24 protein-coding genes and 1 pseudogene are annotated in these 24,275 nt (G+C 63.3%); 21 read left to right on the top strand and 4 right to left on the bottom strand.

From position 1 onward, the window contains the following. Positions 1-80 precede the first annotated feature (80 nt). The 4 genes from hutI to ACPQ6D_RS16555 all read left to right on the top strand — a co-directional run bounded on the left by hutI (position 81) and on the right by ACPQ6D_RS16555 (position 5,226). Positions 81-1,400 carry an imidazolonepropionase gene (gene hutI, locus ACPQ6D_RS16570; protein WP_423225460.1) on the top strand — a complete coding sequence of 440 codons (1,320 nt, stop codon included), beginning with the start codon at positions 81-83 and terminating at the stop codon, positions 1,398-1,400. Between the two features lie 31 nt (positions 1,401-1,431). After that, complete coding sequence (locus tag ACPQ6D_RS16565; RefSeq protein ID WP_423225459.1) at positions 1,432-2,412, top strand: ABC transporter ATP-binding protein; 981 nt, start codon at positions 1,432-1,434, stop codon at positions 2,410-2,412. 5 nt (positions 2,413-2,417) lie between these two features. After that, positions 2,418-3,974, top strand: coding sequence for an ABC transporter permease (locus tag ACPQ6D_RS16560; protein WP_423225458.1), 1,557 nt, complete (start codon positions 2,418-2,420; stop codon positions 3,972-3,974). A gap of 181 nt (positions 3,975-4,155) precedes the next feature. Beyond that, positions 4,156-5,226 carry a transposase gene (locus tag ACPQ6D_RS16555; protein ID WP_423225457.1) on the top strand — a complete coding sequence of 357 codons (1,071 nt, stop codon included), beginning with the start codon at positions 4,156-4,158 and terminating at the stop codon, positions 5,224-5,226. Positions 5,227-5,704: 478 nt separating this feature from the next. Here the strand turns inward: ACPQ6D_RS16555 and ACPQ6D_RS16550 are convergent, their stop codons facing one another. Beyond that, positions 5,705-6,505, bottom strand: coding sequence for an SDR family oxidoreductase (locus ACPQ6D_RS16550; protein ID WP_423225456.1), 801 nt, complete (start codon positions 6,503-6,505; stop codon positions 5,705-5,707). A gap of 103 nt (positions 6,506-6,608) precedes the next feature. On the opposite strand from ACPQ6D_RS16550, the gene ACPQ6D_RS16545 reads away from it, so the two are divergent. Together ACPQ6D_RS16545 and polX are read left to right on the top strand one after the other, a co-directional pair. Beyond that, positions 6,609-7,232, top strand: a complete 624-nt coding sequence (locus tag ACPQ6D_RS16545) for a histidine phosphatase family protein (protein WP_423225455.1) — start codon at positions 6,609-6,611, stop codon at positions 7,230-7,232. A gap of 53 nt (positions 7,233-7,285) precedes the next feature. After that, complete coding sequence (gene polX, locus ACPQ6D_RS16540; protein WP_423225454.1) at positions 7,286-9,007, top strand: DNA polymerase/3'-5' exonuclease PolX; 1,722 nt, start codon at positions 7,286-7,288, stop codon at positions 9,005-9,007. Here polX and ACPQ6D_RS16535 read toward each other — a convergent pair. Next, the gene (locus tag ACPQ6D_RS16535) at positions 9,004-11,568 is read right to left on the bottom strand and encodes a glycosyl hydrolase family 18 protein (RefSeq protein ID WP_423225453.1); all 2,565 of its coding nucleotides are present in this window, start codon (positions 11,566-11,568) and stop codon (positions 9,004-9,006) included. The genes polX and ACPQ6D_RS16535 overlap by 4 nt on opposite strands. A gap of 337 nt (positions 11,569-11,905) precedes the next feature. On the opposite strand from ACPQ6D_RS16535, the gene ACPQ6D_RS16530 reads away from it, so the two are divergent. The 11 genes and pseudogenes from ACPQ6D_RS16530 to ACPQ6D_RS16480 all read left to right on the top strand — a co-directional run bounded on the left by ACPQ6D_RS16530 (position 11,906) and on the right by ACPQ6D_RS16480 (position 19,999). Further along, positions 11,906-12,175, top strand: coding sequence for a DUF4160 domain-containing protein (locus ACPQ6D_RS16530; protein ID WP_423225452.1), 270 nt, complete (start codon positions 11,906-11,908; stop codon positions 12,173-12,175). A 13-nt stretch (positions 12,176-12,188) separates the two neighbouring features. Beyond that, positions 12,189-12,494, top strand: coding sequence for a DUF2442 domain-containing protein (locus ACPQ6D_RS16525; protein ID WP_423225451.1), 306 nt, complete (start codon positions 12,189-12,191; stop codon positions 12,492-12,494). A 63-nt stretch (positions 12,495-12,557) separates the two neighbouring features. Beyond that, entirely contained in the window at positions 12,558-13,103 is a 546-nt protein-coding gene (locus ACPQ6D_RS16520) for a hypothetical protein (RefSeq protein WP_423225450.1), read from the top strand. A 25-nt stretch (positions 13,104-13,128) separates the two neighbouring features. After that, positions 13,129-13,692, top strand: coding sequence for a hypothetical protein (locus ACPQ6D_RS16515; RefSeq protein WP_423225449.1), 564 nt, complete (start codon positions 13,129-13,131; stop codon positions 13,690-13,692). 255 nt (positions 13,693-13,947) lie between these two features. Beyond that, positions 13,948-15,537: a class I SAM-dependent DNA methyltransferase gene (locus tag ACPQ6D_RS16510; protein ID WP_423225448.1), complete on the top strand. Its 1,590-nt coding sequence runs from the start codon at positions 13,948-13,950 to the stop codon at positions 15,535-15,537. A 258-nt stretch (positions 15,538-15,795) separates the two neighbouring features. Continuing rightward, positions 15,796-17,244, top strand: a complete 1,449-nt coding sequence (locus ACPQ6D_RS16505) for a restriction endonuclease subunit S (RefSeq protein WP_423225447.1) — start codon at positions 15,796-15,798, stop codon at positions 17,242-17,244. Then, positions 17,241-17,555 carry a M14 family metallopeptidase gene (locus ACPQ6D_RS16500; RefSeq protein ID WP_423225446.1) on the top strand — a complete coding sequence of 105 codons (315 nt, stop codon included), beginning with the start codon at positions 17,241-17,243 and terminating at the stop codon, positions 17,553-17,555. The genes ACPQ6D_RS16505 and ACPQ6D_RS16500 overlap by 4 nt, the downstream gene beginning before the upstream one ends. Before the next feature lie 2 nt (positions 17,556-17,557). Continuing rightward, a complete protein-coding gene (locus ACPQ6D_RS16495) occupies positions 17,558-18,205 on the top strand; it encodes a four helix bundle suffix domain-containing protein (protein WP_423225445.1) in 648 nt (215 codons plus the stop codon). After that, a pseudogene (locus ACPQ6D_RS16490) lies at positions 18,202-18,831 on the top strand (type I restriction endonuclease); the annotation flags it as partial. The gene ACPQ6D_RS16495 and the pseudogene ACPQ6D_RS16490, both read left to right, overlap by 4 nt. After that, positions 18,808-19,059, top strand: a complete 252-nt coding sequence (locus tag ACPQ6D_RS16485; protein WP_423225461.1) for a type I restriction enzyme endonuclease domain-containing protein — start codon at positions 18,808-18,810, stop codon at positions 19,057-19,059. The pseudogene ACPQ6D_RS16490 and the gene ACPQ6D_RS16485, both read left to right, overlap by 24 nt. A gap of 31 nt (positions 19,060-19,090) precedes the next feature. After that, positions 19,091-19,999: an alpha/beta hydrolase gene (locus ACPQ6D_RS16480; RefSeq protein ID WP_423225444.1), complete on the top strand. Its 909-nt coding sequence runs from the start codon at positions 19,091-19,093 to the stop codon at positions 19,997-19,999. Here the strand turns inward: ACPQ6D_RS16480 and ACPQ6D_RS16475 are convergent. Then, positions 19,978-20,532: a putative immunity protein gene (locus ACPQ6D_RS16475; protein WP_423225443.1), complete on the bottom strand. Its 555-nt coding sequence runs from the start codon at positions 20,530-20,532 to the stop codon at positions 19,978-19,980. The two genes, ACPQ6D_RS16480 and ACPQ6D_RS16475, sit on opposite strands and share 22 nt — an antisense overlap. Continuing rightward, positions 20,519-20,965, bottom strand: a complete 447-nt coding sequence (locus ACPQ6D_RS16470; protein WP_423225442.1) for a DUF1428 domain-containing protein — start codon at positions 20,963-20,965, stop codon at positions 20,519-20,521. The genes ACPQ6D_RS16475 and ACPQ6D_RS16470 overlap by 14 nt, the downstream gene beginning before the upstream one ends. Positions 20,966-21,833: 868 nt before the next feature. Between ACPQ6D_RS16470 and ACPQ6D_RS16465 the strand changes: the two genes are divergently transcribed. From ACPQ6D_RS16465 to ACPQ6D_RS16450, 4 genes are all read left to right on the top strand, one after another. After that, positions 21,834-22,079, top strand: coding sequence for a DUF433 domain-containing protein (locus ACPQ6D_RS16465; RefSeq protein ID WP_423225441.1), 246 nt, complete (start codon positions 21,834-21,836; stop codon positions 22,077-22,079). After that, a complete protein-coding gene (locus tag ACPQ6D_RS16460; RefSeq protein WP_423225440.1) occupies positions 22,076-22,399 on the top strand; it encodes a DUF5615 family PIN-like protein in 324 nt (107 codons plus the stop codon). The genes ACPQ6D_RS16465 and ACPQ6D_RS16460 overlap by 4 nt, the downstream gene beginning before the upstream one ends. 74 nt (positions 22,400-22,473) lie before the next feature. Next, on the top strand, positions 22,474-23,562 hold the full coding sequence (locus tag ACPQ6D_RS16455) for a VOC family protein (RefSeq protein WP_423225439.1): 1,089 nt from the start codon (positions 22,474-22,476) through the stop codon (positions 23,560-23,562). A gap of 20 nt (positions 23,563-23,582) precedes the next feature. Beyond that, positions 23,583-24,272, top strand: coding sequence for an alpha/beta hydrolase (locus tag ACPQ6D_RS16450; protein WP_423225438.1), 690 nt, complete (start codon positions 23,583-23,585; stop codon positions 24,270-24,272). Positions 24,273-24,275: the final 3 nt, after the last annotated feature.

Raw genomic sequence — 24,275 nt, 5'->3', positions numbered from 1 at the left:
CGGGGGCTTGTGAGTGGATTTGTGGTACAATGGCTGCCATCTGAACAGCCTGGGCTGCTGCCCTGAAACGAGGTTCCATCATGCATGTGACGCGTATCATCCACCATGCTCGCCAACTGCTGACCCTGGCCGCGCCCCCGGGCGGGGGCCCGCGTCGCGGTGCGCAGATGGCGGAGATTGGGTTGATCGAAGATGGCGCGCTGGCGCTCAAGGGCGAGGTCATTGTCGCCGTCGGCGCCACTGCGCAGATCATGGCCGACTACACCGCGGATGAGTTAACGGATGCAAGCGATTGCATCGTGCTGCCGGGCTTTGTAGATCCACACACGCACGTGGTGTGGGCCGGCGACCGCGCGGCGGAGTTCGAGATGCGCATTGCCGGCGCCAGCTACATGGAGATCATGCAGGCTGGCGGCGGCATCGTGAGCACAGTCAAGGCGACGCGCGCCGCCTCCGTCGAAGAATTGGTGGCCCAAACCAGCCGCCGCCTGGATCGCATGTTGGCGCATGGGACGACGACGGCCGAGGCCAAGACTGGCTATGGCCTCAACCTCGATGACGAGATCAAGATGCTGGACGCCATCCGCATCTTAGATGAAGATCACGCCATGGACCTGACGCCCACCTTCTTGGGCGCGCACGCCGTGCCGCCGGAGTTCAGCGGCCGCACGGACGCCTATGTGGATTATCTCGTCGCCGAGGTGATCCCGGCCGTGGCCGATTTGCAGTACCAGGTGGCGTTGACCGCAACCGACGGCGGGCCTGGTTACACCACCTATGTGCCAGCCGCGCGCTTCTGTGATGTCTTCTGCGAGCAAGGCGTCTTCGACCTGGCGCAAAGTGAGCGCATCCTGACGGCCGCGGCCGACGCGGGCATGGCGCTCAAGCTGCATGTGGACGAATTTGCGCCCCTGGGCGGGACGCCGTTGGCTGTGCGTCTGGGCGCTACCTCGGTGGATCACCTGGTCAGCACGCCGGACGATCACCTGGCGCTGCTGGCGCAATCCAACACCATCGGCGTGGCGCTGCCTGGCACGCCCTTTGGCCTGGGACACCATGAATTCACACCGGCGCGGCGCCTGCTTGATCTGGGCGGCGCGCTGGCGCTGGCGACCGACCTCAACCCTGGCACCTGCTGGTGCGAGTCCATGCAGTTCATCATCGCCCTGGCCTGCCGCTACTTGCGCCTGACCCCCGCGGAAGCCATCTGCGCGGCCACCCTCAACGCCGCGCACGCCATCGGCCTGGGCGCGCTGGTGGGCAGCCTGGAAGCCGGCAAACAGGCGGACATTCTACTCCTCGACGCACCCGACTATCGTCACCTGGGCTATCGCTTTGGCGGCAACCTGGTGCGGGAGGTGATCAAGAAGGGGCGCGTGGTGTGGACGAGTCGAGGATAGAAAACAGAGACCAGAGAGCGGAGAGGGAGAGATGTCGCCAGTCATCGAAGTCAGCCAGGTGAACAAGGTGTTTGGTACGCAGGTTGCGCTCAAGGATATCAACTTGAGCGTGCAGGGAGGCGAGATTTTTTGCCTGCTTGGCCCCAGCGGCAGCGGCAAGACCACCCTGATCCGTCTGCTGAACGGCGTCTATTTCCCCACACAGGGACGGGTTGCGGTCTTTGGCAAAGAGCCGGCCCGTTTTTCGCGCCAGGAGCGCGAGCAGATCGGCTATATGCCGCAGATGTTCGTGCTCTACCCCAACCTGAGCGTGGCGGAAAACCTCAACTTCATAGCCTCCATCTACGGCTTGAGCTGGCATGATCGGCGGCAGCGCCTGCCGCGGCTGCTGGAACTGGTCAAGTTGAGCGAACATCAGCGCGCGCTGGCCGGCAACATCTCCGGCGGCATGAAGCGGCGTCTGGAGCTGGCGTGCGCGCTGCTGCACGAACCTGCGCTGGTTTACATGGACGAACCGACAGCCGGCATTGACCCGATTTTGCGCGCCGCGTTATGGGAGGAGTTCCGCAGCCTGCGCGATCGGGAACGCATCGGCCCCGGCGGCAAGTCCCTGGGCCGGCGCACCATCTTCGTCACGACACAGTATGTCAACGAAGCCGATGTGTGCGACACAGTGGCAATCGTCGCCAAAGGGGAACTGGTGGCTGTCGGCTCACCAGCCGACCTGCGCGCGCGTGCCCTGGGCGGCGAGGCGATTGACATCATCGCCGATCAGATGACGCGTGAGCATAAGACGCTCCTGGAGGCTTTTCCTTGGGTGCGCAGCACCGAAAGCCGCGGCTTCGATCACCTGCGCATCGTGGTGGACGATGCCCAAACTCGCCTCCCGCTCATCGTGCAGACGTTGTACGAGCAGAAGCTCGACCTGGACAGCGTGGATATCGTGGATTTGAAATTCGATGATGTCTTCGTGCGCTTGATCGAACAGCATGAGGCAAAGAAACAGGGGTAAGCGCCATGCCGAAGTTTCTACTGCGTTTGATTTCTTTTCCCAGCAAGGAAATCTGGGAGGTGCTGCGCCAGCCGCGCCTGGTGCTGACCCTCATTCTCGGCCCCTTTCTCATCCTGCTCCTCTTCGGCGTTGGTTACACCGGCGCCCGGCCCCAGGTGAAGGTGCTGATGGTGGTGCCAGAAGGGGCCGCGGTGCGCAGCCAGATCGAATCCATTGCCGGCGCGTACGGTGGGCCGATCAAGGTGGTGGCAATCACCAGCGACGCCGCCGCCGGGCAGCAGAAGCTCGCCAACAAAGAAGTGGATGTGCTGGCGCAGTTTCCGGCCGACGCCTATGCCGAATTCCGCAGCGGCCACCCCATCACCCTGACGGTCCTCGTCAACGAAATTGACCCCGTGGGCGCGGACTATGCCGCCTACCTGGTCAATGCGCTGGTCACGCGCATCAACCAAGACCTGGTCGTCGAAGGGCTGGCCCGTGCGCGCACGCTGTCGGCCGGCCTGGATGAATTTTCACAGGATACGTTGACGCGCCTGGACGAATTGGATCAAGCCCTGGGGAATGGCGATACGACGACGGCGCTGGCGCGGCTGGACGAACTAGAGAAGCAGGTGGATGCCGCATCCGTGGGCCTGGACACGGCCTTGGGGCTGAGCGGCAGCGTCTACGCGGTGGTCGGCGAAGCCGCCGGCGGCTCAGCCGACGAAGTGCAAAAGCTGCAGGCGTCGCGCGCAGCGCTGACCGAGATGAAAGCCACTATTCGCGAGGCTCGCACGCAGCTCAACCGCGCCGGCGGCGGCGATGTGCCAAAATCGCGCGCGCAACTGCAAAAGGCGCGCGGGCTGCTGAATCAACTGCAAGAGGTTGGCACGCTGCTGCGTGACATCCCGCCGGAAGTGCTGGTCAACCCCTTCACGCTGGACATTCGCAACATCAACAGCGAGCGCCTGCATGGTCGGCCGCCTGGTTACATTGACTTCTACGCGCCGGCCGTGCTGGCGCTGCTCCTCCAGCACCTGGCCGTCACCTTTGGCGCGCTCTCCCTGGTGCGTGAGAAGATCCTGGGCGCGGACGAGATTTTCCGCGTTGCGCCCATCGCGCCGATCGAAATTCTCGCCGGCAAGTATCTGAGCTACATCATCCTGGGGGTGGCGCTCGGCGGCATCCTGACCGCGCTGATTCGCGTACTGGGCGTGCCGTTCTTTGGCAGTTTCTGGGCCTTTGTGCTGACCCTGCTGCTGGTGACGGCGGCCTCGCTGGGATGGGGCTTTTTCATCTCCATCATTTCCCAATCAGAAAGCCAGGCGGTGCAGCTTTCGATGATCTCGCTGCTGGCGGCCGTCTTTTTCAGCGGCTTCTTCCTCCCCATCAGCGGCCTGCGCCTGCCCATCCAATACCTGGCCTACGCCCTGCCGGTTTACTACGGTCGCGAGGCCTTCCAGCGTCTTTTCCTCGTCGGCGCCTGGCCCAACCCCCAGCATCTGCTCGCCCTGCTCGCCCTCGCGGTCTTCTTCTTTGTCCTCAACAGCATTCTCTTTGCGCGCGACTACCGGAAGCAGTAGGAAAGTGCAGAGTACAAAGTTCATCCCCTGTCAGTTTTTTTTTCAATGAGTACAGATATAGCGTATTAAATTTGCGAACTATTTGTATTTTTTCCGACAGCAAGGTGTAGTCAAGGCACTCCAAAAGTGATACAGTAGATTGGAAACAATCGATCTGGCTTACCACCAAAAGGAGTGCCCGGTGAACAGTTTACAATTACATAGGCAGTTAGTGCAACAATTGACGGCGCTTGGGATGCCGGCGAGCAAACCGCAGATTGCGAATCTGGCTCTGCTGTGCCAGGCTTTGGCGGTTAGTCCCAACTGCCATTTGGCGACGTTGGCGTTGGGACTACCCTTGCCTGGTCAGCGAGAGAATCTCATCCAACGTGTGCGTCGCTTTCTCAAGAGCGAGCAGTTGGATCGGCGGGGATGCTACCGATCCTTGGTGCGCAACCTGTTTCAACATTGGACAGGTTGCGAAGTCAATCTGGTCATGGACCGCACCGATCTGGCGGATCGGTGGAGTGTGCTCACCTTGGGCGCCGCTTATCACAAGCGTCTGTTGCCGCTGGCTTGGCAAGTGATCCCCTTCGGCGCGACGAGTGCGGATGAACAGCTTGCCCTCATCAAGCGCGTGCAGCCCGATCTACCCCCTGCGCAACGGGTACATTTCTACGGGGATGCCGAGTTCCGAGCGGTGGCCCTGCAACAATACTGCCAGGATCAACACTGGCACTGGCAGGTCGGCTTGAAGTCCGATCTATACATCCAGACCATCGATGGTCTCTGGCAGCCATTACGCGACCTGAGTCTCACCGTTGGCGAGCGCCGCTACGTGCAAAAGGTGTACCTGACCAAAGAACATCACTTCGGCCCGGTCAACCTCATCGCCGATTGGTCTCCCAATCAGGAATCCCCGCGCTATTGGGCCTTGGATCAGTCGGCCGATGCGCACGCCTGGCGCCGCGGTCGCAAGCGTTTTTGGATTGAGCCTACTTTCCGCGACTGGAAAAGCTGCGGCTTTGATCTGGAAAACAGCCAACTTGATGACCCGGAGCGTTTGGATACGTTGTTGTTGGGCATGGCGACCACCGTGCTCTGGATGATCTATGTCGGCGAATGGCTCATCCGTCACAGACGCCAACAAGAACTCGCACCCGCCGATCAGTGCGACTACAGCATTTTTCGCTTGGGTCGTGACTACGTGCAACGCTGCCGAACCATGAACTGGCGCTTGCCAGTCGGTTTCGCCGTACAGCACCTTGTCTAACCAAGCCTGCGCACGCAACCGGCTGCGTTGGCTCAACTTGTTCTTTACTCCTGCGTAAGGAGCCCATTATTGTTCACGCAACAGCTACTGGTCATGATCGCCAACCACCTGACTCAACAGCCATTATGGGTCGCGAATACTCTGCATAAGACTTCGTCCCCTGGGCACCCCTCATGTATCTGGATAGTCAATCGTGTTTGGCAGCCTGCCCATTGAGCCGCACAGCCGCCATACTCCCCCTTTCCAGAGGCCTTCCTTGGCCCCTTTATTCTCACGCGTCCAGTTCCCGGTCTCTCCCCCAGTCACTTACAAAAGCGACAGGGGATGAAGAGTACAAAGTACAAAGCGCCGCAGGGAGTGTGGAGCGCTGGATGAGTTGTCATGATCTTTGATTCACCTCCAATCCTGAGCATCGGGTGAGCGACGATTTACACAGCAGGCACACTGGATACTTGATCCATTTTGCCCTTTGCACTTATCATTCTCTGTGTCGCATGAAGCGCGCGGCCTTGGCCAATCCCCAGTTCACCACGCCTGGCGCGGCGTGATTGAGAAAGACGCCCACTCGCGCCGTGCGGGTCAGGACGATTTCGTGTTTGCCCTGCTGCGCCGCTTGCAGGGTCAGCTCCGCGACGCGACGTGCGCTCATGCGGCGCAGGGGATTGCGCGGTTCGAAGCCGCGTCCGGGCACGTTTCGGCTGAAACCGGTGCCGCTGGTAAAGAACGGGCAGACCGTCAGCACCTGAATGTGGTGCTGCGCCACTTCCGCGCGCAGCCCCTGCGAAAAGCCGTTGACCGCAAACTTGCTGGCCGCGTAGACGCTGTCGCTGGGCGTGCCCACCTTGCCGGCCACTGACGACACGTTGATGATGAGACCGTGCTGCCGCGCGATCATGCCGGGCAAGGCCAGGCGCGTAGCGTAGATGACGGCCAGCACGTTGGTGCGGAAGAGTTCCTCCACCGGTCCCATGGTCAAGTCTTTGGCCCACACGCCCAAGCCCTGGCCGGCATTGTTGACCAAGACATCGAGGCGGCCAAAGGTTTCCTGCGTGACGCGGACCAGGCGTTCGACCTGGTTGTAGTCGCGCACATCGGTCGGCACAACCAGCGCCTGACCGCCGGCCTCCCGCAGCTCCGCGGCCAACTGCTCCAGCGCATCCACGGAGCGGGCGGCCAGGACGACGGTCGCCCCGTCTCGGCTGAACGCGCGCGCCAACTCGCGACCGATGCCGCTGGACGCGCCGGTGATGACCACAATTTGATCCTTGAATGACTGCATAACGCTCCTCAACTGAATCGCTGCAATTTGACAATCGTTGCCAGACGCCTACACTGAGTCGTGCGAACTATGACACGAAAGGATCCCACGAATGAGACTTTTCATGATTCGACACGGGCAAAGCCTGGTCAATCTGAAGGACTGGAATGAGGGCAACAAAGACGAAGGCTTGACCGACCTGGGCAAGCGCCAGGCCGCCGCGCTGGCCCAGTGGCTGCCCACGCACCTGCCCACGATTGATGCCCTCTATTGTAGCACCATGCGCCGTGCGCTGGAAACAGCCGCCCTGCTCTGTGCAGCCTATCACATGACCTTGCAGCGCGACGACCGCCTGCGTGAAATTGGCAACAACCGCCTCGATCATACGCCGTATCCGAACGATGATCTGCCGCGTGACTATGCCGATTACTGGGGCAGCGAGCGCCCGTTCAACTCGATCACCCCTCGGATGGACGAAGGCGAGAGCTGGATGCACTTTCGCACGCGCGTGGGGGCTTTTCTGGAAGAAATCGTGCAGCGCCATCGGCAGCAGACCATCGCCGCGGTTTGTCACGGTGGAATTATTGAGGTTGCGTTTGATCACATCTTCAATGTCGGCCCGTGGCGCCGCTGTGAGGTCTGGGTGCGCAACACCGGCATCACCCAATTCGAATATGTGGAACATCCGCGGCGCGAAACGTGGCGTCTGCACTATCACGATCGCGCCGATCACCTCGTCGGCCTCTGAGGGCCGGGAATCCCGAACTTGCGCAGGAACGAGAGAAGAACCCAGGTAGACCCATGACCAACCATGAACTCGCTAACACCTTTCGCTTGATCGCCGATCTGCTCGACATTCAGGGCGAGGTGATCTACGTCACGCTCGCCTACCGCAAGGTGGCCGATAATCTGGATGCGTTGGGCCGTGATATCAACGATGTCTGGCGCGAAGGCAAGCTGCGTGAAATTCCGGGCGTGGGCAAGGCGATTGCGGATAAGATGGATGAGCTGCTGCGCACCGGCCAGCTTGGCTTCCTGGAGCGCTTGCAGGCAGAGGTGCCTGCCACCCTGGCCGAACTGCTGCGCGTGCCCGACCTCGGACCCAAGAAGATCAATCTCTTCTGGCGCAGCCTGGGTGTCACCACCCTGGCGCAGTTGGAGGCGGCAGCGCGCGGCGGTCAGCTGCGCAGCCTGAGCGGCATGGGCGCCAAATCAGAGGCCAAGATCCTGGCCGGCCTGGAATCGCTGGGCCGCCGCAGCGGCCGCACGCCGTTGGGTGCAGCCCTGCCCGCGGCGCTGGAAATGCTGGCCGCGCTGCGTCAGGCGCCCGGCGTCGTGGACGCTGCCTTGGGCGGCAGCCTGCGCCGCATGAAGTCCACCGTGGGCGATCTTGATCTGCTCGCGGCCGCGGCCGATTCCGCGCCGGTCATGCAGGCGTTCGTCAGCCAGCCAGGCGTCGCGCGCATCCTCGGCCAGGGCGGCACCAAGGCCAGCGTAGAATTCGTCAACGGCCTGCGCGCGCAGTTGTGGGTGCATCCGCCGGAACGTTTCGGCACCGCGCTGCAGTACGCCACCGGCTCCAAGGAGCACAACGTGCGCCTGCGTCAACTCGCGCTCGATCGGGGGCTGTCGCTGTCGGATCAGGCCCTGGTGCGTGCGGACGGCAGCGAAATCCTGTGCGCGACCGAGGCGGAGGTCTATGCCGTGCTAGGCCTGCCCTGGATTGCGCCGGAGCTGCGCGAAGACCGCGGCGAAATCCAGGCCGCGCTGGCCGGCAGCCTGCCCGCGCTGATCGAAAGCAGTCAGCGCCGCGCGGAACTGCACAGCCATTCCACCTGGAGCGATGGCCGGGCCACGATTCGGGAGATGGCCCTGGCCGCACGGGCACGGGGCCTGCAGGTGCTCGCCATCACCGATCATTCGGGCGGCCTGGGCATCACCGGCGGCTTGAGCCTGGAGGATATTGTACGTCAGCGCGCGGAGATCGAGGCGCTGCAAATCGAGCTGGGGGATTCCATCCGCCTCTTGCAGGGCGCTGAGGTGGAAATCCGCGCGGATGGCACGCTCGACTACAGCGATGAGGTGCTGGCGCAGTTCGACATCATCGTGGCCTCCCTGCACACCAGTCTGCGCCAGCCGCGCACCCAGGTGACCAACCGCCTGCTGAACGCGATCCGCAATCCGCACGTGGACATCATCGGCCATCCCACCGGCCGCCTGATTCCGGACCGCGAGGGCGCTGACCTGGATATGGATGCCGTCCTGGCCGCGGCCGCAGCCAGCGGCGTCGCGCTGGAAATCAACGCCAACCCCAACCGTCTCGATCTGGATGACGTCTATGCCCGCCGCGCCATGGAGATGGGCATCCGCCTGGCGATCAACACCGACGCGCATGATCCAGGTCACCTGGCGCAGGAGGTTTTTGGCATTGCCCTTGCGCGGCGGGCATGGGTCGAGCCGCAGCACGTCATCAACACCTGGCAGCCGGACGCGCTTCTCGCCTGGTTAGGCGCCAGGTCCTAATTCCCATCCCACTCCGCTGCGACCCTAATCACATCCGCCAGCGTCACCGCGCCGTCGCGGTCCAGATCATACCAGCGGTCGAAAACCGGCTGGGCCGCGGTCTCGCCCCAATGCGCGGCCAGCGTCTGCACATCCACGATGTCGGTGGCGCCGTCGCCGGTCAGATCGCCGTGGGCGTAGAAACGCCGCCAGGCATCCATCCACTGCCAGGCGGCCGGGTCCTCGTGACCCAGGCGCCAGAGCGCGATGCCGGCGATGTCGTAGGCATCGGCCAGGCGCAGGCGATGACGCACCGCCAGCCCGTTGTAGAACCAGACCTGGTGCGCGCCGTAGCTGAACCACGGCTCCTTGACATGCCCGCTGCCATCCGCATCCTGCCATTGCAAAGCGGCGCCGTTGGCCGTCAGCCGCGCCATCGCGTCGGTCCAGGTGATGCCCTCACCGCTGCTGCCTACCCAATCATAGCCGTAGAGCGGCGCGCCCAGCCAAATCAGCGCCGGGTCCACCACGCTCGTGGCGAAGGCCAGCACATCGTCGGCCCAGGCCAGCGGCGCCAGCGGGCCGGCTGTGCTGGACGACCAGTGGTAGTCATAGACCATGATGCGGAAGCGATCCACCACGCGCCCCAGCGCCGCGTAATCCTGCGCCTGCGGGCCGCTCCACGTGCCCGGCTCGGAGGTCTTGGGATGCACGGCAATGCTGACGCGCTTGCCCTGGCCGTGCAGGCTGCTCGCCAGCTCGGTCACGAAGGTCGTGAACGCGTCACGATCGCTGGCGTAGAGGCTTTCGTAGTCAATATCCATGCCGTCGAAGCCCCAGGCGTTGATCTGCGCCAGGATGACCTGGATGTGCGCCTGGCGCAGAGTGGCGCTGTTGATGATCGTGCTCACGCGCGCCGGATCGAACTGGTTGGTGATCGTGGGGAAGATCAGATGGCCGTTGGCGTGCATCTGGCTGATCAGGCCGGCGTCCACCGGCGCCAGCGCGATCAGGCTGCCGTTGGCAGCCGCGCTCAGCTCGTACTGAAACGGCAGAATGTCGTCTATCGCGCCGACGTGCGCCTGGTAGCTGACCAGCGCCGCGGCCTGATCCCAACTGACCGGCATCCAGGGCGCGACGCCTCGCCGGCGGTTGAGCGCGGCGTAGCCGTCGTAATCGTGCACGGCCACGCCGCCAAAGCCAGCCGCGCCCGCGTAGGCGTTGCGCGTCGTGGCCAGCTCGCCGAGCATCACCCGGCGCCCCTCTTCGTAGAAGGTGATGTAGGCCGGCTGCCCGCCCGGCGCGTTGGTCTCGACGCCGACGCGCACGCGTTTGCCAATGCTGCCGGCAAACGCAATCTCGCTGCCAGCCAGGGTCACCAGGCCATTGCCGCCCCAGGCATGGTCGCGGTAATCCATCAGCGTGGCGACGCTGACCCGGTTGAGCACATGCTCGCTCAATGGCCGCGTCTGCCCGCCGTAGGTGACGCTCTGGCCGTCGTACCAGAAGGGGATATCCACGACCAACCCTAAGCCTGTACCGCTCGCGGCCAGGCGACTGTGCACCGCGTCGAGCAGCGCCAGGTACTGCTGCGCCGTGCCCTGCGGATCGGTCTGCCACTCCGGCAGCGTGTGCGGTTCCACGTCCAGGTGCATGGCAACCGGCCGGCTGCCGGGCGGCAGGGCCAGGGTCGCGGTGATGGCGCGATCAATCAGCCCCAGCAGGTCCGCGTGATGCGGGGTCAGCGCCCAGGGTGCGTAGCCCAGCAGCCATTCGACCGCCAGCCCATGGCTGTTGGCCTCGCCGGTGAACGCGCCCAGCGCGGCGGCGTTGCTGCGCAGGTAGCTCTCCGATTCGACATATATCGAATTCAGACGCTCCTGCGCGGTGAAGGCAAACAGCGCCTGCCGCGCATTCCCCGCCACCACGTCGTTCCAGACCCACAAGCCGCGATGGGTCTCCGCGCCGGGCATAGGCGTTGGCGTCGCGGTCGGCGGCGGGCCGTTCGTGCCCAGGATGCTGATGTCGTCCAGGTAGAAGGTGGCTTCGCCGCTGCCGTTGCCATCGTAGACATTGAGGCGATTGAACTGCGTGGGCGTGGCCGCGCCGTCGTGCATCAGGACGGCCACGGGAATCGTCACCTCGGTCCAGGCGTTGGGCGGGACGACCCCGCCGGGCAAATAGGGCGCCAGGTAAATCCAATCAAACTCCGGATTGCCCGCGCGGTTATCGCCCAGGCTGACGGCCAGCGCCTGGCCGCCGCTGGCGCCGCCGTGCAGCCAGAAGCGCAGCGCGGTGTAGCCGGCGGCCGCGTAGGCGCCCGCGTTGTGCGCCAGCGAGAAGCCGCCCCAACCGGTGAAGTTGACGCGGATGGCCCGGCTGCCGCTGTGCACCTGCTCCGTGCTGGCAAAGTCCAGCGCGCTCAAGGGCGCCTGCTTCCACAACGCCTCGTGCGCCCAGGGCGGCGTCAGCGCATCCACGTACAGCGCCAGGTCGGTGGCCGCGGGCGCGGCCGGCGTCTGCCCAATCCAGCCCGCCAGGGCGACCAGGCCGAGACTGATGACTAACATTATGCGCCACATAGCGATTCCTCCGTGATGGCAGGGGCATAAAGATATGATTGAGTATACCACGGAAGTGCAAAGTGGGGCGCGAAGCCACGAAGGGTGCGAAGGATACGAAGATATCGCGCTGCCGGTCATTTGACGCTCTTCGCGCTCTTCGTATTGCTTCGTGACTTCGTGATCCAAACACCCCACCCGCCCCAACTTGGCTGCGCTCTTACTGGCCGGAGATGGACGGTCTTGCTGCGTGTGGTATAATCTGGCACAGGAATGGTTGACCAAGAGTAGTTCCAAACCCTACTGAACTCCGGCGAATCCACTTATTGCCAGGATATGTTGGAATAGGATACTGCTCATGCCTGAAATTGCGCGTTTCTATGGAGTTATCATCACCATGTATTTCGGTGACCCTAGCCGCCACCCTGTACCGCACTTTCATGCACGTTACAGTGAATACGAGGCCAGTTTTGCCATCGATCCACCGGCCTGGTTGGCGGGTATGCTCCCGCGTCGCCCATTGCAGTTGGTGTTGGCGTGGGCGGAAATTCACCAGGCAGAACTCATGGCCAACTGGCAGCGACTCATCAATGATGAACCTGTGCAGAAAATCGCAGGTCTACGCTAAGCGAGGAAACCACATGTCGACGCCATTCGGGACCTATATTCACGTGCGCTACCTGGTCGTCCTGCCGGGCTATCGTCTGCACCTGGAGTTTGACGATGGCAGCGAGCGAGTGATTGACTTCGAGCCATTCCTTCTTGGCCCCCTGTGGGGCGCCCTGCGCGATGACGCGTTGTTCGCCCAGGTCTGCCTGAACGCCGACACCGGCACGATCGAATGGCCAAACGGCGCTGATGTCAACCCGGTGATCCTCCACGACTGGCCAGAGGTCAGCGAGCGGATTATCGCTGAGCGGCGCGCTCGTTATGCCGTGGCAGTCTGAGCTTCATCTCAGGGCTCGGGCACGACCGAGCGCTTTGCTTGCTGCGGATTACGGGTGAGGAATATGAAGGAAGTCCAACAGATCATCGAACGGCTTTCACCCACCGATGCCAGTTCCATCCTCCAAGTCCTGGCAGCCAGCGACGAAGCGCTTGCCGCGCGCATCACCGCAATGGCGTTGGCCCGCCTCAGCCCGGTAGACGTAGAAGAGGTGGCCGCCGCCTTGTACGACGAGTTGGAGGCCCTGAAAGTCGAAGAGGTTTGGGATCGGACGGGCCGCACGCGCGATGGCTATGTCGAGCCGAGTGAAGCCGCCGATCAGTTGGTCGAGGCGGCGCTGGCGCCCTTCCTGCAGGATTTGGCCAGGTACCAAACGCTCGGCCTGCGGGCGGAGGCTAACCGGATGTGCGAAGGACTGCTGCTCGGCTTCTACCAATTTCAGCATGAATCCACGTCCAAGTTCAAGAACTGGGCGCCGGATGCCCCGCTCGTCTTCGCGGGGGCGGTGGTGGACGCGTGGAAGGCAGGCTCGCCCGCCAAGAGCGATGCCAGGGCGCTCAAAGCGTTCGTCACCGAGGAGTTGGGCGGCTGGGGCGCGAACCTGCTCTGATTGCATCGGGGGGGACACGGAGTCAATGAATAAAGAGCGCCTATTTGAGTTCTTGGAGACGTGTGATCCATCTACCTTGCTTAACCTGTTGAGTTCTGCTTACGACGACATGGACCATGACCAACGCCGGGCGGTGTTTGGCCGGCTCGCCAAAGCGCAGCCGCCGGCACAGGTGGACGGTGAGGCGCTGCTGGCCGAGGTTGAGGAATTCCAGGGTGAGTCGTTGGCTGGCGCTTACTATGCACCCTTCGCCATCAATTCGAAGAACTGGACGCACATTCCTGAGGAAACCAAGGAATGGTTTGAGACCCTGGGTGACTTGTTGCAGGACAGCAGTCAACTGACCATCCAGGGCGACCACTTGCATGCTGTCGCCTGCTTCGGTGTATTGTACGATCTGATCAACGCCATGGAACGCGGCGAGCAGATCGTGTTCGGCGACGAGATCGGCGGTTGGATGATCCCCGGCAACGAGCAGCAAATCCTCGCGGCCTACATGACTTCGTTGGCGGCTGTGGCAACGCCTGCCGAATTTGCGGTCGTTGCCCTGCCGTTGATCCAACGTGACTGGCACTCATTGCCAGATTAGGTCTATGCTGCAGCCGTCCGTGTCGCCAGCGAGTCGCAACGGCTGGATCTGGAAGCCGAGATCCAGCGGCTGAAGGTTAGGACCGGGAAACCAGCTTACAGTGGACTGAAGCGATAACCACCAGTCAAATGGGATTGTTCAACGACTCAGGCCGCCCAGGTCAGATCGGCCAGAGGGCACTCGTCGGCTCCACACCCGCCATCCTGTCCCAGGAACCACCTCAGCATTGCCGCAACGAAAGGACGCCTTGCCCTCATGGCTGACAAGAACGGTAACTCCGCCGCGAACCTCGGCTTCGAAGACAAGCTCTGGAAGGCCGCGGACGCGCTGCGCAGCAACATGGACGCGGCCGAGTACAAGCACGTCGTCCTCGGCCTGATCTTCCTCAAGTACATCTCCGACGCGTTCGAGGAACGGCACGCGCGGCTGGAAGCCGAGATGGCTCAGGGCGCCGATCCCGAAGACCCCGACGAGTACCGCGCCGAGAACATCTTCTGGGTGCCGCGGGAGGCGCGCTGGGCCTATCTCCTGGCGAGTGCAAAGCTGTCGGCCATCGGCAAGATCGTGGACGACGCGATGCTCGCCATCGAGCGCGATAACCCTTCGCTGAAGGGCGTGCTGCCCAAAGATTATGCGCATCCCCGGCTCGACAAGCAGCGCCTGAGCCAGCTCATTGATCTGATCGGCAACATCGGGCTGGGGGACAGGGCGAGCCGCTCCAAGGACATCCTGGGCCGCGTGTACGAGTATTTCCTCTCCCAGTTCGCCAGCGCGGAGGGCAAGAAGGGCGGCCAGTTCTACACGCCCCGCGCCATCGTGCAACTGCTGGTCGAGATGCTGGCCCCATACCGGGGCCGCATCTACGACCCGTGCTGCGGTTCGGGCGGCATGTTTGTGCAGTCGGAGAAGTTCGTGGAGGCGCATGGCGGCCGCGTCGGCGACATCAGCATCTACGGCCAGGAGTCGAACCACACCACCTGGCGGCTGGCGAAGATGAATCTGGCGATCCGCGGCATTGACGGCAACCTGGGGGCGGAGCAGGCGGACACTTTCCATCGCGACCTGCACCCCGATCTCAAGGCCGACTACGTGCTGGCTAACCCGCCCTTCAACGACAGCGACTGGCGCGGCGAGCTGCTGCGCGACGATAAGCGCTGGCAATATGGCGCGCCGCCCGCAGGCAACGCCAACTACGCCTGGGTGCAGCACTTCATCCATCACCTGGCGCCGACCGGCATCGCCGGCTTCGTGCTGGCGAACGGCTCGATGTCGTCCAACCAATCCAATGAAGGCGAGATCCGCAAGAATATCATCGAGGCCGACCTGGTGGATTGCATGGTGGCGCTGCCGGGCCAGCTCTTCTACTCCACGCAGATTCCTGTTTGCCTCTGGTTCATTGCCCGGGACAAGCGCAACGGCCGCCCTTCGACAGGCTCAGGGCACGGATTTCGCGATCGCCGCGGGGAGATCCTGTTCATTGACGCCCGCAAGCTGGGCACGATGATTGACCGCGTCCACCGCGAGCTGACCGGCGACGACATCCGCAAGATTGCCGACACCTACCACGCCTGGCGCGGCGGCCCAATCGAAAATCGGCGATCCAAAATCGAGAATTATCAAGACATTCCCGGTTTCTGCAAGGCCGCGGCCCTGGCCGACGTCCGCGCCAACGGCCACGTGCTGACCCCGGGCCGCTACGTCGGCGCGGAAGCGGTCGAGGACGACGGCGAGCCGTTCGAGGAAGTGATGGCGCGGCTGGTCGAGACGCTGCGGGGGCAGCAGGCCGAGGCCGCGCGGCTGGATGCGGCGATTGCTGCCAATTTGGAGTTGTTGGGGCTATGGTAACACCACACTACGCGTATGCCGATGAGAGCGGCGATCCTGGTTATGCGTTCAGTGCGAACTCTTCGCCGCGCTTCGTGCCGATAGACGCTGGTTCGATGCGATCTCCGCTCAGATAGCTGTGCTTTGGCATGAGCGCTTTGAGCTGGATGGGGAGAAAAGAAACTCTCTCGACTAGCCCTTTCGGGCAGGCCGCCCATTGGAGGGCGACGATTCGTCGAGAGAGATAAACGGCGTACCGTTTTGTTGAATGGATTGTATATGAGACGCGTCTTGTTGGCAAATCGCGAATTGATGATAGGCCCGGGTCCAGCCGTTCTTTGGACGTATTGTCGAAATATGTCCACGTCATGGACATATCCGGCGCGGATGATAGACGCGGGGAACTTTTGGAGGGGCTGGGATATGGTTTCTAGGGTACCGTCTGACTGGTCGATCACGAACCTCGGAGCTTGCTCGGACTGGTACTCCGGTGGCACGCCGGACACGGACGTGAGTGCTTATTGGGGAGGCGAAATCCCCTGGATCACGGCGAGCAGTCTACACGAGTTCTACATTACCGATTCGGAACGACGGGTGACTCCCCTAGGTCTCCAAAATGGGACGCGGTTGATGCCCCGGAACACCATCATCTTTGTTGTTCGTGGCATGAGCCTGAAATCGGTGTTTCGCGTGGGAATCGCGCGCCGTCCAGTTGCCTTTGGACAAGATTGCAAGCCAGTCATCGCTCATGATGAAATCGAACCACTATTCCTCGCCAACGTTCTCAGAGCAAAAGCTCCAGACGTACTGGGCATTGTGGATGAAGCAAGCCACGGAACCGGGCGCCTTCAGACGGATGCGCTGAAGCAGTTGGAGGTGCCTCTTCCCTGCCTTGCCGAACAACGCGCCATTGCCCGCATCCTCGGCGCGCTGGACGATAAGATCGAGTTGAACCGGCGGATGAACGCAACCCTGGAGGCGATGGCGCGGGCGCTGTTCAAGTCGTGGTTCGTGGATTTCGACCCGGTGCACACAAAGCTTGCCCTGAGCGGCGCCGAAGGGGCGGAGGGGCGGGATACGGGGCTGCCGGCCGAGATCGCCGGGCTGTTTCCGGATGGGTTCGAGGAGTCGGCCGTGGGGGAGGCGCCGGCAGGGTGGCATTTGGGGATGCTTAATGACTTCGCGTCATTGAACCCCGAAAGCTGGTCAAGAGCCACCCGCCCGGCGCTCATCAGATACGTTGACCTGACGAATACCAAGTGGGGGCGAATAGAAGCGATTACCGAGTACGCCCAGCAAGATGCACCGAGCCGAGCGCAACGCGTGCTCAGGCCCGGCGATACCATTATCGGCACTGTCAGGCCTGGCAATGGTTCGTTTGCCTATGTTTCTGAGGACGGACTTACAGGAAGCACGGGTTTTGCCGTGTTGAGACCTCGAAAAGCCCAGTACCAGGAGTTCGTCTATCTCGCCGCAACAACGGGGGATAGCATTGGGATGCTTGCACATCTTGCGGATGGTGGCGCATATCCCGCAGTTCGCCCAGAGATTGTCGCATCAACCCAAGTAGTATGCCCAACAGATGCCATTCTATTAGTGTTCGCCAGGATAAGAACGAGCGTCCAATCCCGCACCCTCGCCGCGCTGCGCGACGCGCTGCTGCCGAAACTCATCTCCGGCGCGGTGCGGGTGGGGGACGTCGAACGGTTTGTGGGGGCTGCCGCATGAAACCAGGGCCAAAGGACACGCGGTATCGCATCCTGATCACCGGGCGTGAGTTGGAGGAACTGAAGAAGTACACCTGGCAGATGGCCGAGGCGTTCGGCCTTGACCGGCGCATCGAGATGTATCAGGGCAAGCGACCGATCACCCTGTACGCCTGGGATTTGGACTGCCTGATTGACGTCATGGCCGACGCGCTGGCCACTTCGACCGAATACCCGGACATTTCCAGCCCCGGTTATGAAGCGCTGCAAGGGCTTCGTGACCGTCTGGAGCGGCTGCTGAAGCAAGAAGACACCGGTATACAGGATAGATAAAGATGACCGAACCCGAAACCCTCATCCCCAAGCACGGCGGTTACCGCAACCTGAAAAGCTTCCAGATCGCGCAACTCGTCTACGACGTCACGGTGCGGTTCTGCGACCGCTACATTGACCGCCGCAGCCGCACCCACGATCAGATGGTGCAGGCCGCGCGCAGCGGCGTCCAGAACATCGCCGAGGGCAGCCAGGACTCGGGGACGTCCAAGAAGATGGAGATGAAGCTGACGAATGTGGCGCGCGGGAGTTTGGAGGAGCTGAGGTTGGATTATGAGGATTATTTAAGGCAGAGGGGGCTGCCGCAGTGGCCGCCGAACCATCCCGTGCTGATGCGCTTCAAGGCAAAGCGCTGTTCCACCTTGGAGGAGGTGCGTGCTTGGGTGGCGGAAGAGGTGAGACGCGCACGGACAAACACGGACGAACAAGGACAGTCCTCTGAGGCTAGCGCGTCCGTGTCGGTCGGTGTTGGTCCAAGTGGTCCTCTTTACACCCCCACACTGGTGGCCAATGCGGCGCTCTCTCTTCTGAACATCGCCTGCTATCTTTTGGACCGCCAGCTCGCCGCTCAGGCTGCCGCCTTCGAGCAGGAGGGCGGCTTCACCGAGCGGTTGTACCGCGTCCGCAGCGCACGGAGGAACAAACCATGACCGCCTTCAATGAATCTGTCGTCGAAGAGGCCGCCCTGGGGTGGCTGGAGGGGCTGGGCTACGCGCGGCGGTTCGGGCCGGAGATCGCGCCGGGGATGCTCGCGGCGGAGCGCGACGACTACGGCCAGGCCGTGCTGAGCCAGCGGCTGCGGGACGCGCTCGCGCGGCTCAACCCGCACGTGCCCCCCGCCGCGCTGGACGAGGCCTACCGCAAGCTGACCCGGCCCGACCGGCCCACCCTGACCGCCAATAACCACGCGGCCCACCGCATGCTGGTGGAAGGTGTGCCGGTGGAGTATTTCCGGCCCGACGGCTCGTTGGGCGGCGACCTGGTGCGCGTCCTCGACTATGAGGCGCCGGACAACAACGACTGGCTGGCGGTGAACCAGTTCACCGTGGTGGAGAGCGGCCACGAGCGCCGCGCGGACGTGGTGCTCTTCGTCAACGGCCTGCCGCTGGCCGTGCTGGAGCTGAAGAACGCGGCCGACGAGAAGGCCACCATTTGGGCTGCCTTCAACCAGCTCCAGACCTACAAGCAGCAGGTCGCGGGCCTGTTCACCTTCAATGAGGCGCTGGTCATCTCCGACGGGGTCCACGCGCGCATCGGGACGCTTACCGCGAACCGCGCGCAGGTCATCGAGGATCTGATCGCCATCGCCCGTGAGCTGGTGCAGACCGTCCGCAACAGCGTGACCATTGACTGGACGCTGCGCGAGAACGTGCGCGCCAGGATCCGCGTGCTGGTCAAGCGCATCCTGCGCAAATACGGCTATCCACCCGACAAGCAGGAGCGGGCCACGCTGACGGTGTTGGAACAGGCGGAAGTGCTGTGCGCGGCGTGGGCGATAGCATGAGCATGAGCATGAGACAAGCTAAGGAGGCCCCATGACACAATCCGACATTGAACGCCGCATCCGGGCGGGGCTGCCCGTCATCCGGTTTTTGCAAACGCGGCTGCCGCTGCGCTGGACAAGGCGGTCGCTCCGCGGGGCTACGGCCCGCGTCCAGCTGCCGGCTGATATCAAGCGCCAGGCTGTGTCGGCTGACGGCGTGCGATGTGAATGGCTCATCCCGCAGGGCAGCCCGCCGGATCAAGCGCTGGTCTATCTGCACGGCGGCGGCTTCGTCTACGGCGTGACCCCGCAGCATATCGAGATGGTGGCGCACCTGGCGCGCCAGATGGCCGTCCGCGCCCTGATCGTGGACTATCGCCTGGCGCCGGAGCACCCGTTTCCCGCAGCCCTGGACGACTGCGTCGCCGCCTATCGCTGGCTGCTGCGCCAGGGCATTGCCCCGCAGGACATCGCGCTCGCGGGCGACTCGGCGGGCGGCAACCTGGCGCTCACGACCATGATGAAGCTGCGCGCGGGCGGCGAGCCGCTGCCCGCGGCGGCCGCCTGTCTCTCGCCTGTGGCGGACATGTCCGAGCGCCGCAGCCCGGCCCGCTTCAAAGATCCCCTGCTGCCGCTCAAGGCGGTGCGGTTCTACAATGCGTCCTACGTCGCCAGCCATGATCGCCGCGACCCCTTGATTTCGCCTGTGTATGGCGATTGGCGCGGGCTGCCGCCGCTGCTGATTCATGTCGGAGAGGAGGAACTGCTGCGCGATGACGCCGCGCGCAGTGCGGAAGCGGCGCGCGCGGCCGGCGTCGCCGTGCGTTTGGAGACATACCCGCGCATGTGGCACGTGTGGCAGCTCTTCCTGGCGCTGCCGCAGGCGGCCGCATCGCTGGACGACATTGCGCGATTCCTCAAATCGCACCTGAGCCAGGCTCACGGCATCGGCATGGTCTGAGCGCGGATGCCCGCATCCAGCGCATAGAGGATCGCGTCCAGCCGACTATTGCCCGCTTGACGCGCGGGCATCTGCAGCAAGACCGCGCGCACTTCGGAGGGGACGTGCTCAATCGCCCAGCGCACCTCGCCGTCACCCATGCTTGGATCGCCGTCGTGGTCAAGCTCAAGAGCCAGGGCGGCATAGGCCGCCGGCCCGACAATATGCTTTGTCTGATGAACATCCGCCAAGGGGTGCGTGTAGGCGCTCGAAGCTGCAAGGCCCGCGGCGCGCGCCGCGGCCGCCGCCGCGGGATCGTCTGCCTCGCGTGCCGCGGAAAATGCCGACAAGGCCAGGGAACGCAGCCGCGCCGCGCGCTTTCCCCCTGCGGCAAATACCCGAATACCCTCAATCGCCGCACGGGGGCGCGCATCTGAAGGAGCGCGCGTTTCATAGACCGACAAGGCCCTCTCGGCGCAATCCGCCGCCCAGCCTCCGATGGCCCTGAGCGACTCGATGCTCAGCGTGAAGTATCTGGACTCATGATCCATCATGGCGCGACTCGTCCAGTATTGGCTCGAACCCGCCGGCGATCAGGCGTCTACCGTCGAATACCGGCGGTCGGTCTTGGAACTGCATGCGGGGGTCGCCCGTGACCCGTGCCATACCTGCGTCCCGTGCAGCCTTGTCAGGCCACTCGACGCAGGAGATCACAACCGTTTCGCCCGCGTGCGCACCCGCGGCCGCCGGGAACCCTGGGTACTCACCAGACTCAGCTCTTGCCGTTTCAGCGTGGTACGACGCCGCCGCGGGGCCAGACTCGTCCAGCCAACACTCAACGACGCGGAGAGCTCCGTAGTCTCGGACTACCTGCGCAGAAATCCGCGCCAGTTCCTCGTAGGCAGCCTTGTTGTCCCGCGAAACCGGAACCAGATAGAAGTCAATGTAGGCCATGCGCTTTCCCCTGTCGTAGACCTTCTTACTCATGATCTTGCATGTCGCAGCATAGGCGGACCCGGATGATCCATCTGCAGCCAGGCGCTGCGGCAACCGTCTTGCCCGACTGATCCGGCGCCATGCCCCGGAGCCAGCGCCATTGTACCACCATTCTTTGGGCAGGCGGCAATGCCAGTCGTCCGCAGCGCGCGGCGGCCGGTCGAATGGGAGAGACCTGCTTACTGAGCCGGCAAGCGCGGCGCCGCGAGCCGCGGCGTCAAGACCGAGGTCGCCGTACACGATGGCGGGCAACATCAGGGGTCATGTCGGCGATGACGAGCAGCCGCCATCTCGCCAGGTGTGGGTGCATTTCAATTTCGGGGCGTAGCCCCAGAGGGGCTTGCACCTCGTAGCCGGATGGCCTTTGGCCTCCGGCGGGGTTGCTGGCCCGATAGCGTGCGCGCAACCAACGCCGCCCGACCGTGAACGGATCGGGCTACAAGGTGGAAGGCCCTATCGGGCCTGACGGCGCGCGAGGGGTTTGTATTTCGTGGCGGGCGCATTTCAGTTCCGCTGCGTAGCCGGCTTCGGTTGGGCTTGGAGGTGGTTGCAGCGGCCTTCGACAAGCTCAGGCCCCGTGCGGTGAGCCTGTCGAACCGTGCGGTGAGCCTGTCGAACGCTCGGTCGAGCCGCTCACGACGAAGCCTCAATCGCTCGACGTCGGACCCGCCCCCAAACTTAAATGCACTCGCCAGGTGCTCAACGCTTGGCGCGTTGTGTTGGTTGTGATAAAATCAGGCCGTCAGGCATCGCACCAATGAGCGGTTCGGCCTTATAGCCAGAATGTGGATAACCCAAAGAGGCGCTGTATGGTTCAGATCACAATGCAACTACCCGAACTCCCAGGAGTTCAGGCATCATGAACCCTGCTTACTTCCATGTCATTGTTCGTGACCCGAAAATCTGTGGTGGCGAACCTGTCGTGCGCGGCACACGCGTCACCGTGCGCACCATACTGGCCAGTTTGGCGGAAGGGGCATGGATCAATGAGATTTTGGCGGACTTTCCGACCCTCAATGAGACCCAGGTGCGTGCAGTCATTGCTTTTGCGGCTGCCTCTGCTGAAGAAGACTTACCCATGCCTGCATTGCCACTGCCAGTATGAAGATCAAACTTGACGAGAACATGCCAGCTGCGCTGGCTGAGCAACTTCATCGCCTGGGTCACGATGTGCATACAGTCGTAGAAGAATCGCTTGCAGGGCAGAGCGACCCGGATATTTGGGCGGCTGCACAGGATGAACGGCGCTTTCTCATCACGCAGGATTTGGATTTCTCCGATGTTCGCCAGTTTGTACCTGGCACTCATGCGGGCATTCTACTTGTACGATTGCGCAATCCTGGCCGTCTCGCATTGTCGCAAACGGTCGCTCGTGCATTCGCTGACGAGGAAGTGTCTGCTTGGACGGATGTGTCGTTGTGTTAACTGAACGCAAAATCCGCGTTCATCGCCCGTAATTAGCGTCATCTGCGGTATGCTTGGCGCACACGGAGGTCAAGATGACCATTCTCGGTCTGCATCACATCACGATCGTGTGCGCGGATGCGCAGCGCACGATTGACTTTTACGGCGGCCTGCTCGGCCAACGCCTGGTCAAGCTGACGGTCAACTTCGATGACCCCGGCAGCTATCACCTCTACTTTGGCGATGAGCTGGGCCGGCCGGGCACGGCGATCACCTTTTTCGAATGGCGCGGCGCGCCGCGCGGCGCGCCCGGCATTGGCGGCACGCATCACGTCGCGCTGCAGGTCGCGGATGAGCCAGGCCTCCTGCAATGGAAACGGCGCTTGACCGATGCCGGCGTCGCCGTGGCCGGGCCATACGACCGGCATTACTTCAAATCTATCTACTTCCGCGATCCCGATGGCACAATCCTCGAAATCGCCACACTCAGCCCCGGTTGGACCGTGGATGAAGACGCGGCCGCCCTGGGCCAGACTTTTCGCCCGCCGCCGGCCGGCCTGGTCATCCACCAGCGGGACGAGGCCGCCATCCGCGCCGCCACCTGGCCGGAACCGGCGCCGGTGATCACGGCCGGCATGGCGCTTAGCCGCGGCATGCACCACATCAGCGCGTTCAGCGCGGACATGCAGCGCACCCACGCGTTTTTTGGCGATCTGCTGGGGATGCGCCGGGTCAAGATGACAGCCGACTTCGACGACCCCACGGCCGCGCACTGGTATTGGGGCGTGGACGACGGCAAGCCCGGCACGCTCATCACCTATTTCGAGCGCAATCCACGGCAGGTGCGCCGTGCGCGCATGGGCGTGGGGCAGACACACCATTTTGCCCTGGCCGTGGCTGATGAAGCCACGCAGCTCGCCTGGCGGGAGAAGATCATGCAGGCCGGTTTCCGCGTTTCGCCGGTCATGGATCGCATCTACTTCAAGAGTATCTACACCAACGACCCTGACGGTCACATCGTCGAACTGGCAACGCTCGGCCCCGGCTTTACCGCGGACGAGGACGCGGCGCAGTTGGGACGCGCGCTGCGCCTGCCGCCCTGGTTGGAACCGCAGCGGCGGGACATTGAAGCCAGCCTGCGGCCGGTCACCGCGCCGGCCTGGCCCCCGGCCGCGTCAACCTGACGCAGGAGAAGCCCATGAGCATGACCGCAACCCGATGGACGATTCCTGTGACGGTGCGCGTCCCCGGCCCGCACCAGGGGCAGCCGGTTTACGCCCTGGGCGCCCCATTGAGCCAGGCTACGGCGGCCATGGTCCTGGTGCACGGCCGCGGGGCGACGGCGCAGGACATCCTCACCCTGGCGCCTGTGTTGGAACATCCTGCGTTTGCCTATGTCGCGCCGCAGGCCGCAGCCTATTCCTGGTATCCCTACAGCTTCCTTTCGCCCATCGAGCGCAATGAGCCGGGCATCACGTCCGGGCTGGCGGTGCTGCGCGATCTCCTGGCCTACCTGGAGACCAACGGCATTCCCGCGGCGCGCACGCTGCTGGTGGGTTTTTCACAGGGCGCGTGCCTGGCGTTGGAATTTGCCGCCCGCTTTGCCCGGCGCTATGGCGGCGTGGCCGGCCTCAGCGGCGGCCTGATCGGCCCGGATGGGACGTTGCGTAACGACGCGGGCACGCTGGCCGGCACGCCGGTCTTCCTCGGCTGCAGCGACGTGGATCCGCACATTCCCAAAGCGCGGGTGCTTTACAGCGCCGACGTGCTGACCGGTCTGGGCGCCCAGGTCAGCGCACGACTTTACGCAGGCATGGGGCACACGATCAACGAGGACGAAGTCGAAGCGCTGCGCGGCCTGATGGCCGACGCCATCGGCCCATCACAAAGGTGACAT

This window comes from Candidatus Amarolinea aalborgensis (genome assembly GCF_900491745.1).
Lineage (GTDB): Bacteria > Chloroflexota > Anaerolineae > SSC4 > Amarolineaceae > Amarolinea > Amarolinea aalborgensis.
The sequence above is the reverse complement of the archived record's forward strand: the minus strand, read 5'-3'. Positions and strand labels throughout refer to the sequence as shown.

Bases quoted from the DNA above. Each gene is read 5' to 3' on its own strand.
- hutI (WP_423225460.1), top strand. From the start codon at position 81: ATGCATGTGACGCGTATCATCCACCATGCTCGCCAACTGCTGACCCTG.
- ACPQ6D_RS16565 (WP_423225459.1), top strand. From the start codon at position 1,432: ATGTCGCCAGTCATCGAAGTCAGCCAGGTGAACAAGGTGTTTGGTACG.
- ACPQ6D_RS16560 (WP_423225458.1), top strand. From the start codon at position 2,418: ATGCCGAAGTTTCTACTGCGTTTGATTTCTTTTCCCAGCAAGGAAATC.
- ACPQ6D_RS16550 (WP_423225456.1), bottom strand. From the start codon at position 6,505: ATGCAGTCATTCAAGGATCAAATTGTGGTCATCACCGGCGCGTCCAGC.
- ACPQ6D_RS16545 (WP_423225455.1), top strand. From the start codon at position 6,609: ATGATTCGACACGGGCAAAGCCTGGTCAATCTGAAGGACTGGAATGAG.
- polX (WP_423225454.1), top strand. From the start codon at position 7,286: ATGACCAACCATGAACTCGCTAACACCTTTCGCTTGATCGCCGATCTG.
- ACPQ6D_RS16535 (WP_423225453.1), bottom strand. From the start codon at position 11,568: ATGTGGCGCATAATGTTAGTCATCAGTCTCGGCCTGGTCGCCCTGGCG.
- ACPQ6D_RS16530 (WP_423225452.1), top strand. From the start codon at position 11,906: ATGCCTGAAATTGCGCGTTTCTATGGAGTTATCATCACCATGTATTTC.
- ACPQ6D_RS16525 (WP_423225451.1), top strand. From the start codon at position 12,189: ATGTCGACGCCATTCGGGACCTATATTCACGTGCGCTACCTGGTCGTC.
- ACPQ6D_RS16520 (WP_423225450.1), top strand. From the start codon at position 12,558: ATGAAGGAAGTCCAACAGATCATCGAACGGCTTTCACCCACCGATGCC.
- ACPQ6D_RS16515 (WP_423225449.1), top strand. From the start codon at position 13,129: ATGAATAAAGAGCGCCTATTTGAGTTCTTGGAGACGTGTGATCCATCT.
- ACPQ6D_RS16510 (WP_423225448.1), top strand. From the start codon at position 13,948: ATGGCTGACAAGAACGGTAACTCCGCCGCGAACCTCGGCTTCGAAGAC.
- ACPQ6D_RS16505 (WP_423225447.1), top strand. From the start codon at position 15,796: ATGAGACGCGTCTTGTTGGCAAATCGCGAATTGATGATAGGCCCGGGT.
- ACPQ6D_RS16500 (WP_423225446.1), top strand. From the start codon at position 17,241: ATGAAACCAGGGCCAAAGGACACGCGGTATCGCATCCTGATCACCGGG.
- ACPQ6D_RS16495 (WP_423225445.1), top strand. From the start codon at position 17,558: ATGACCGAACCCGAAACCCTCATCCCCAAGCACGGCGGTTACCGCAAC.
- ACPQ6D_RS16480 (WP_423225444.1), top strand. From the start codon at position 19,091: ATGACACAATCCGACATTGAACGCCGCATCCGGGCGGGGCTGCCCGTC.
- ACPQ6D_RS16475 (WP_423225443.1), bottom strand. From the start codon at position 20,532: ATGATGGATCATGAGTCCAGATACTTCACGCTGAGCATCGAGTCGCTC.
- ACPQ6D_RS16470 (WP_423225442.1), bottom strand. From the start codon at position 20,965: ATGAGTAAGAAGGTCTACGACAGGGGAAAGCGCATGGCCTACATTGAC.
- ACPQ6D_RS16465 (WP_423225441.1), top strand. From the start codon at position 21,834: ATGAACCCTGCTTACTTCCATGTCATTGTTCGTGACCCGAAAATCTGT.
- ACPQ6D_RS16460 (WP_423225440.1), top strand. From the start codon at position 22,076: ATGAAGATCAAACTTGACGAGAACATGCCAGCTGCGCTGGCTGAGCAA.
- ACPQ6D_RS16455 (WP_423225439.1), top strand. From the start codon at position 22,474: ATGACCATTCTCGGTCTGCATCACATCACGATCGTGTGCGCGGATGCG.
- ACPQ6D_RS16450 (WP_423225438.1), top strand. From the start codon at position 23,583: ATGACCGCAACCCGATGGACGATTCCTGTGACGGTGCGCGTCCCCGGC.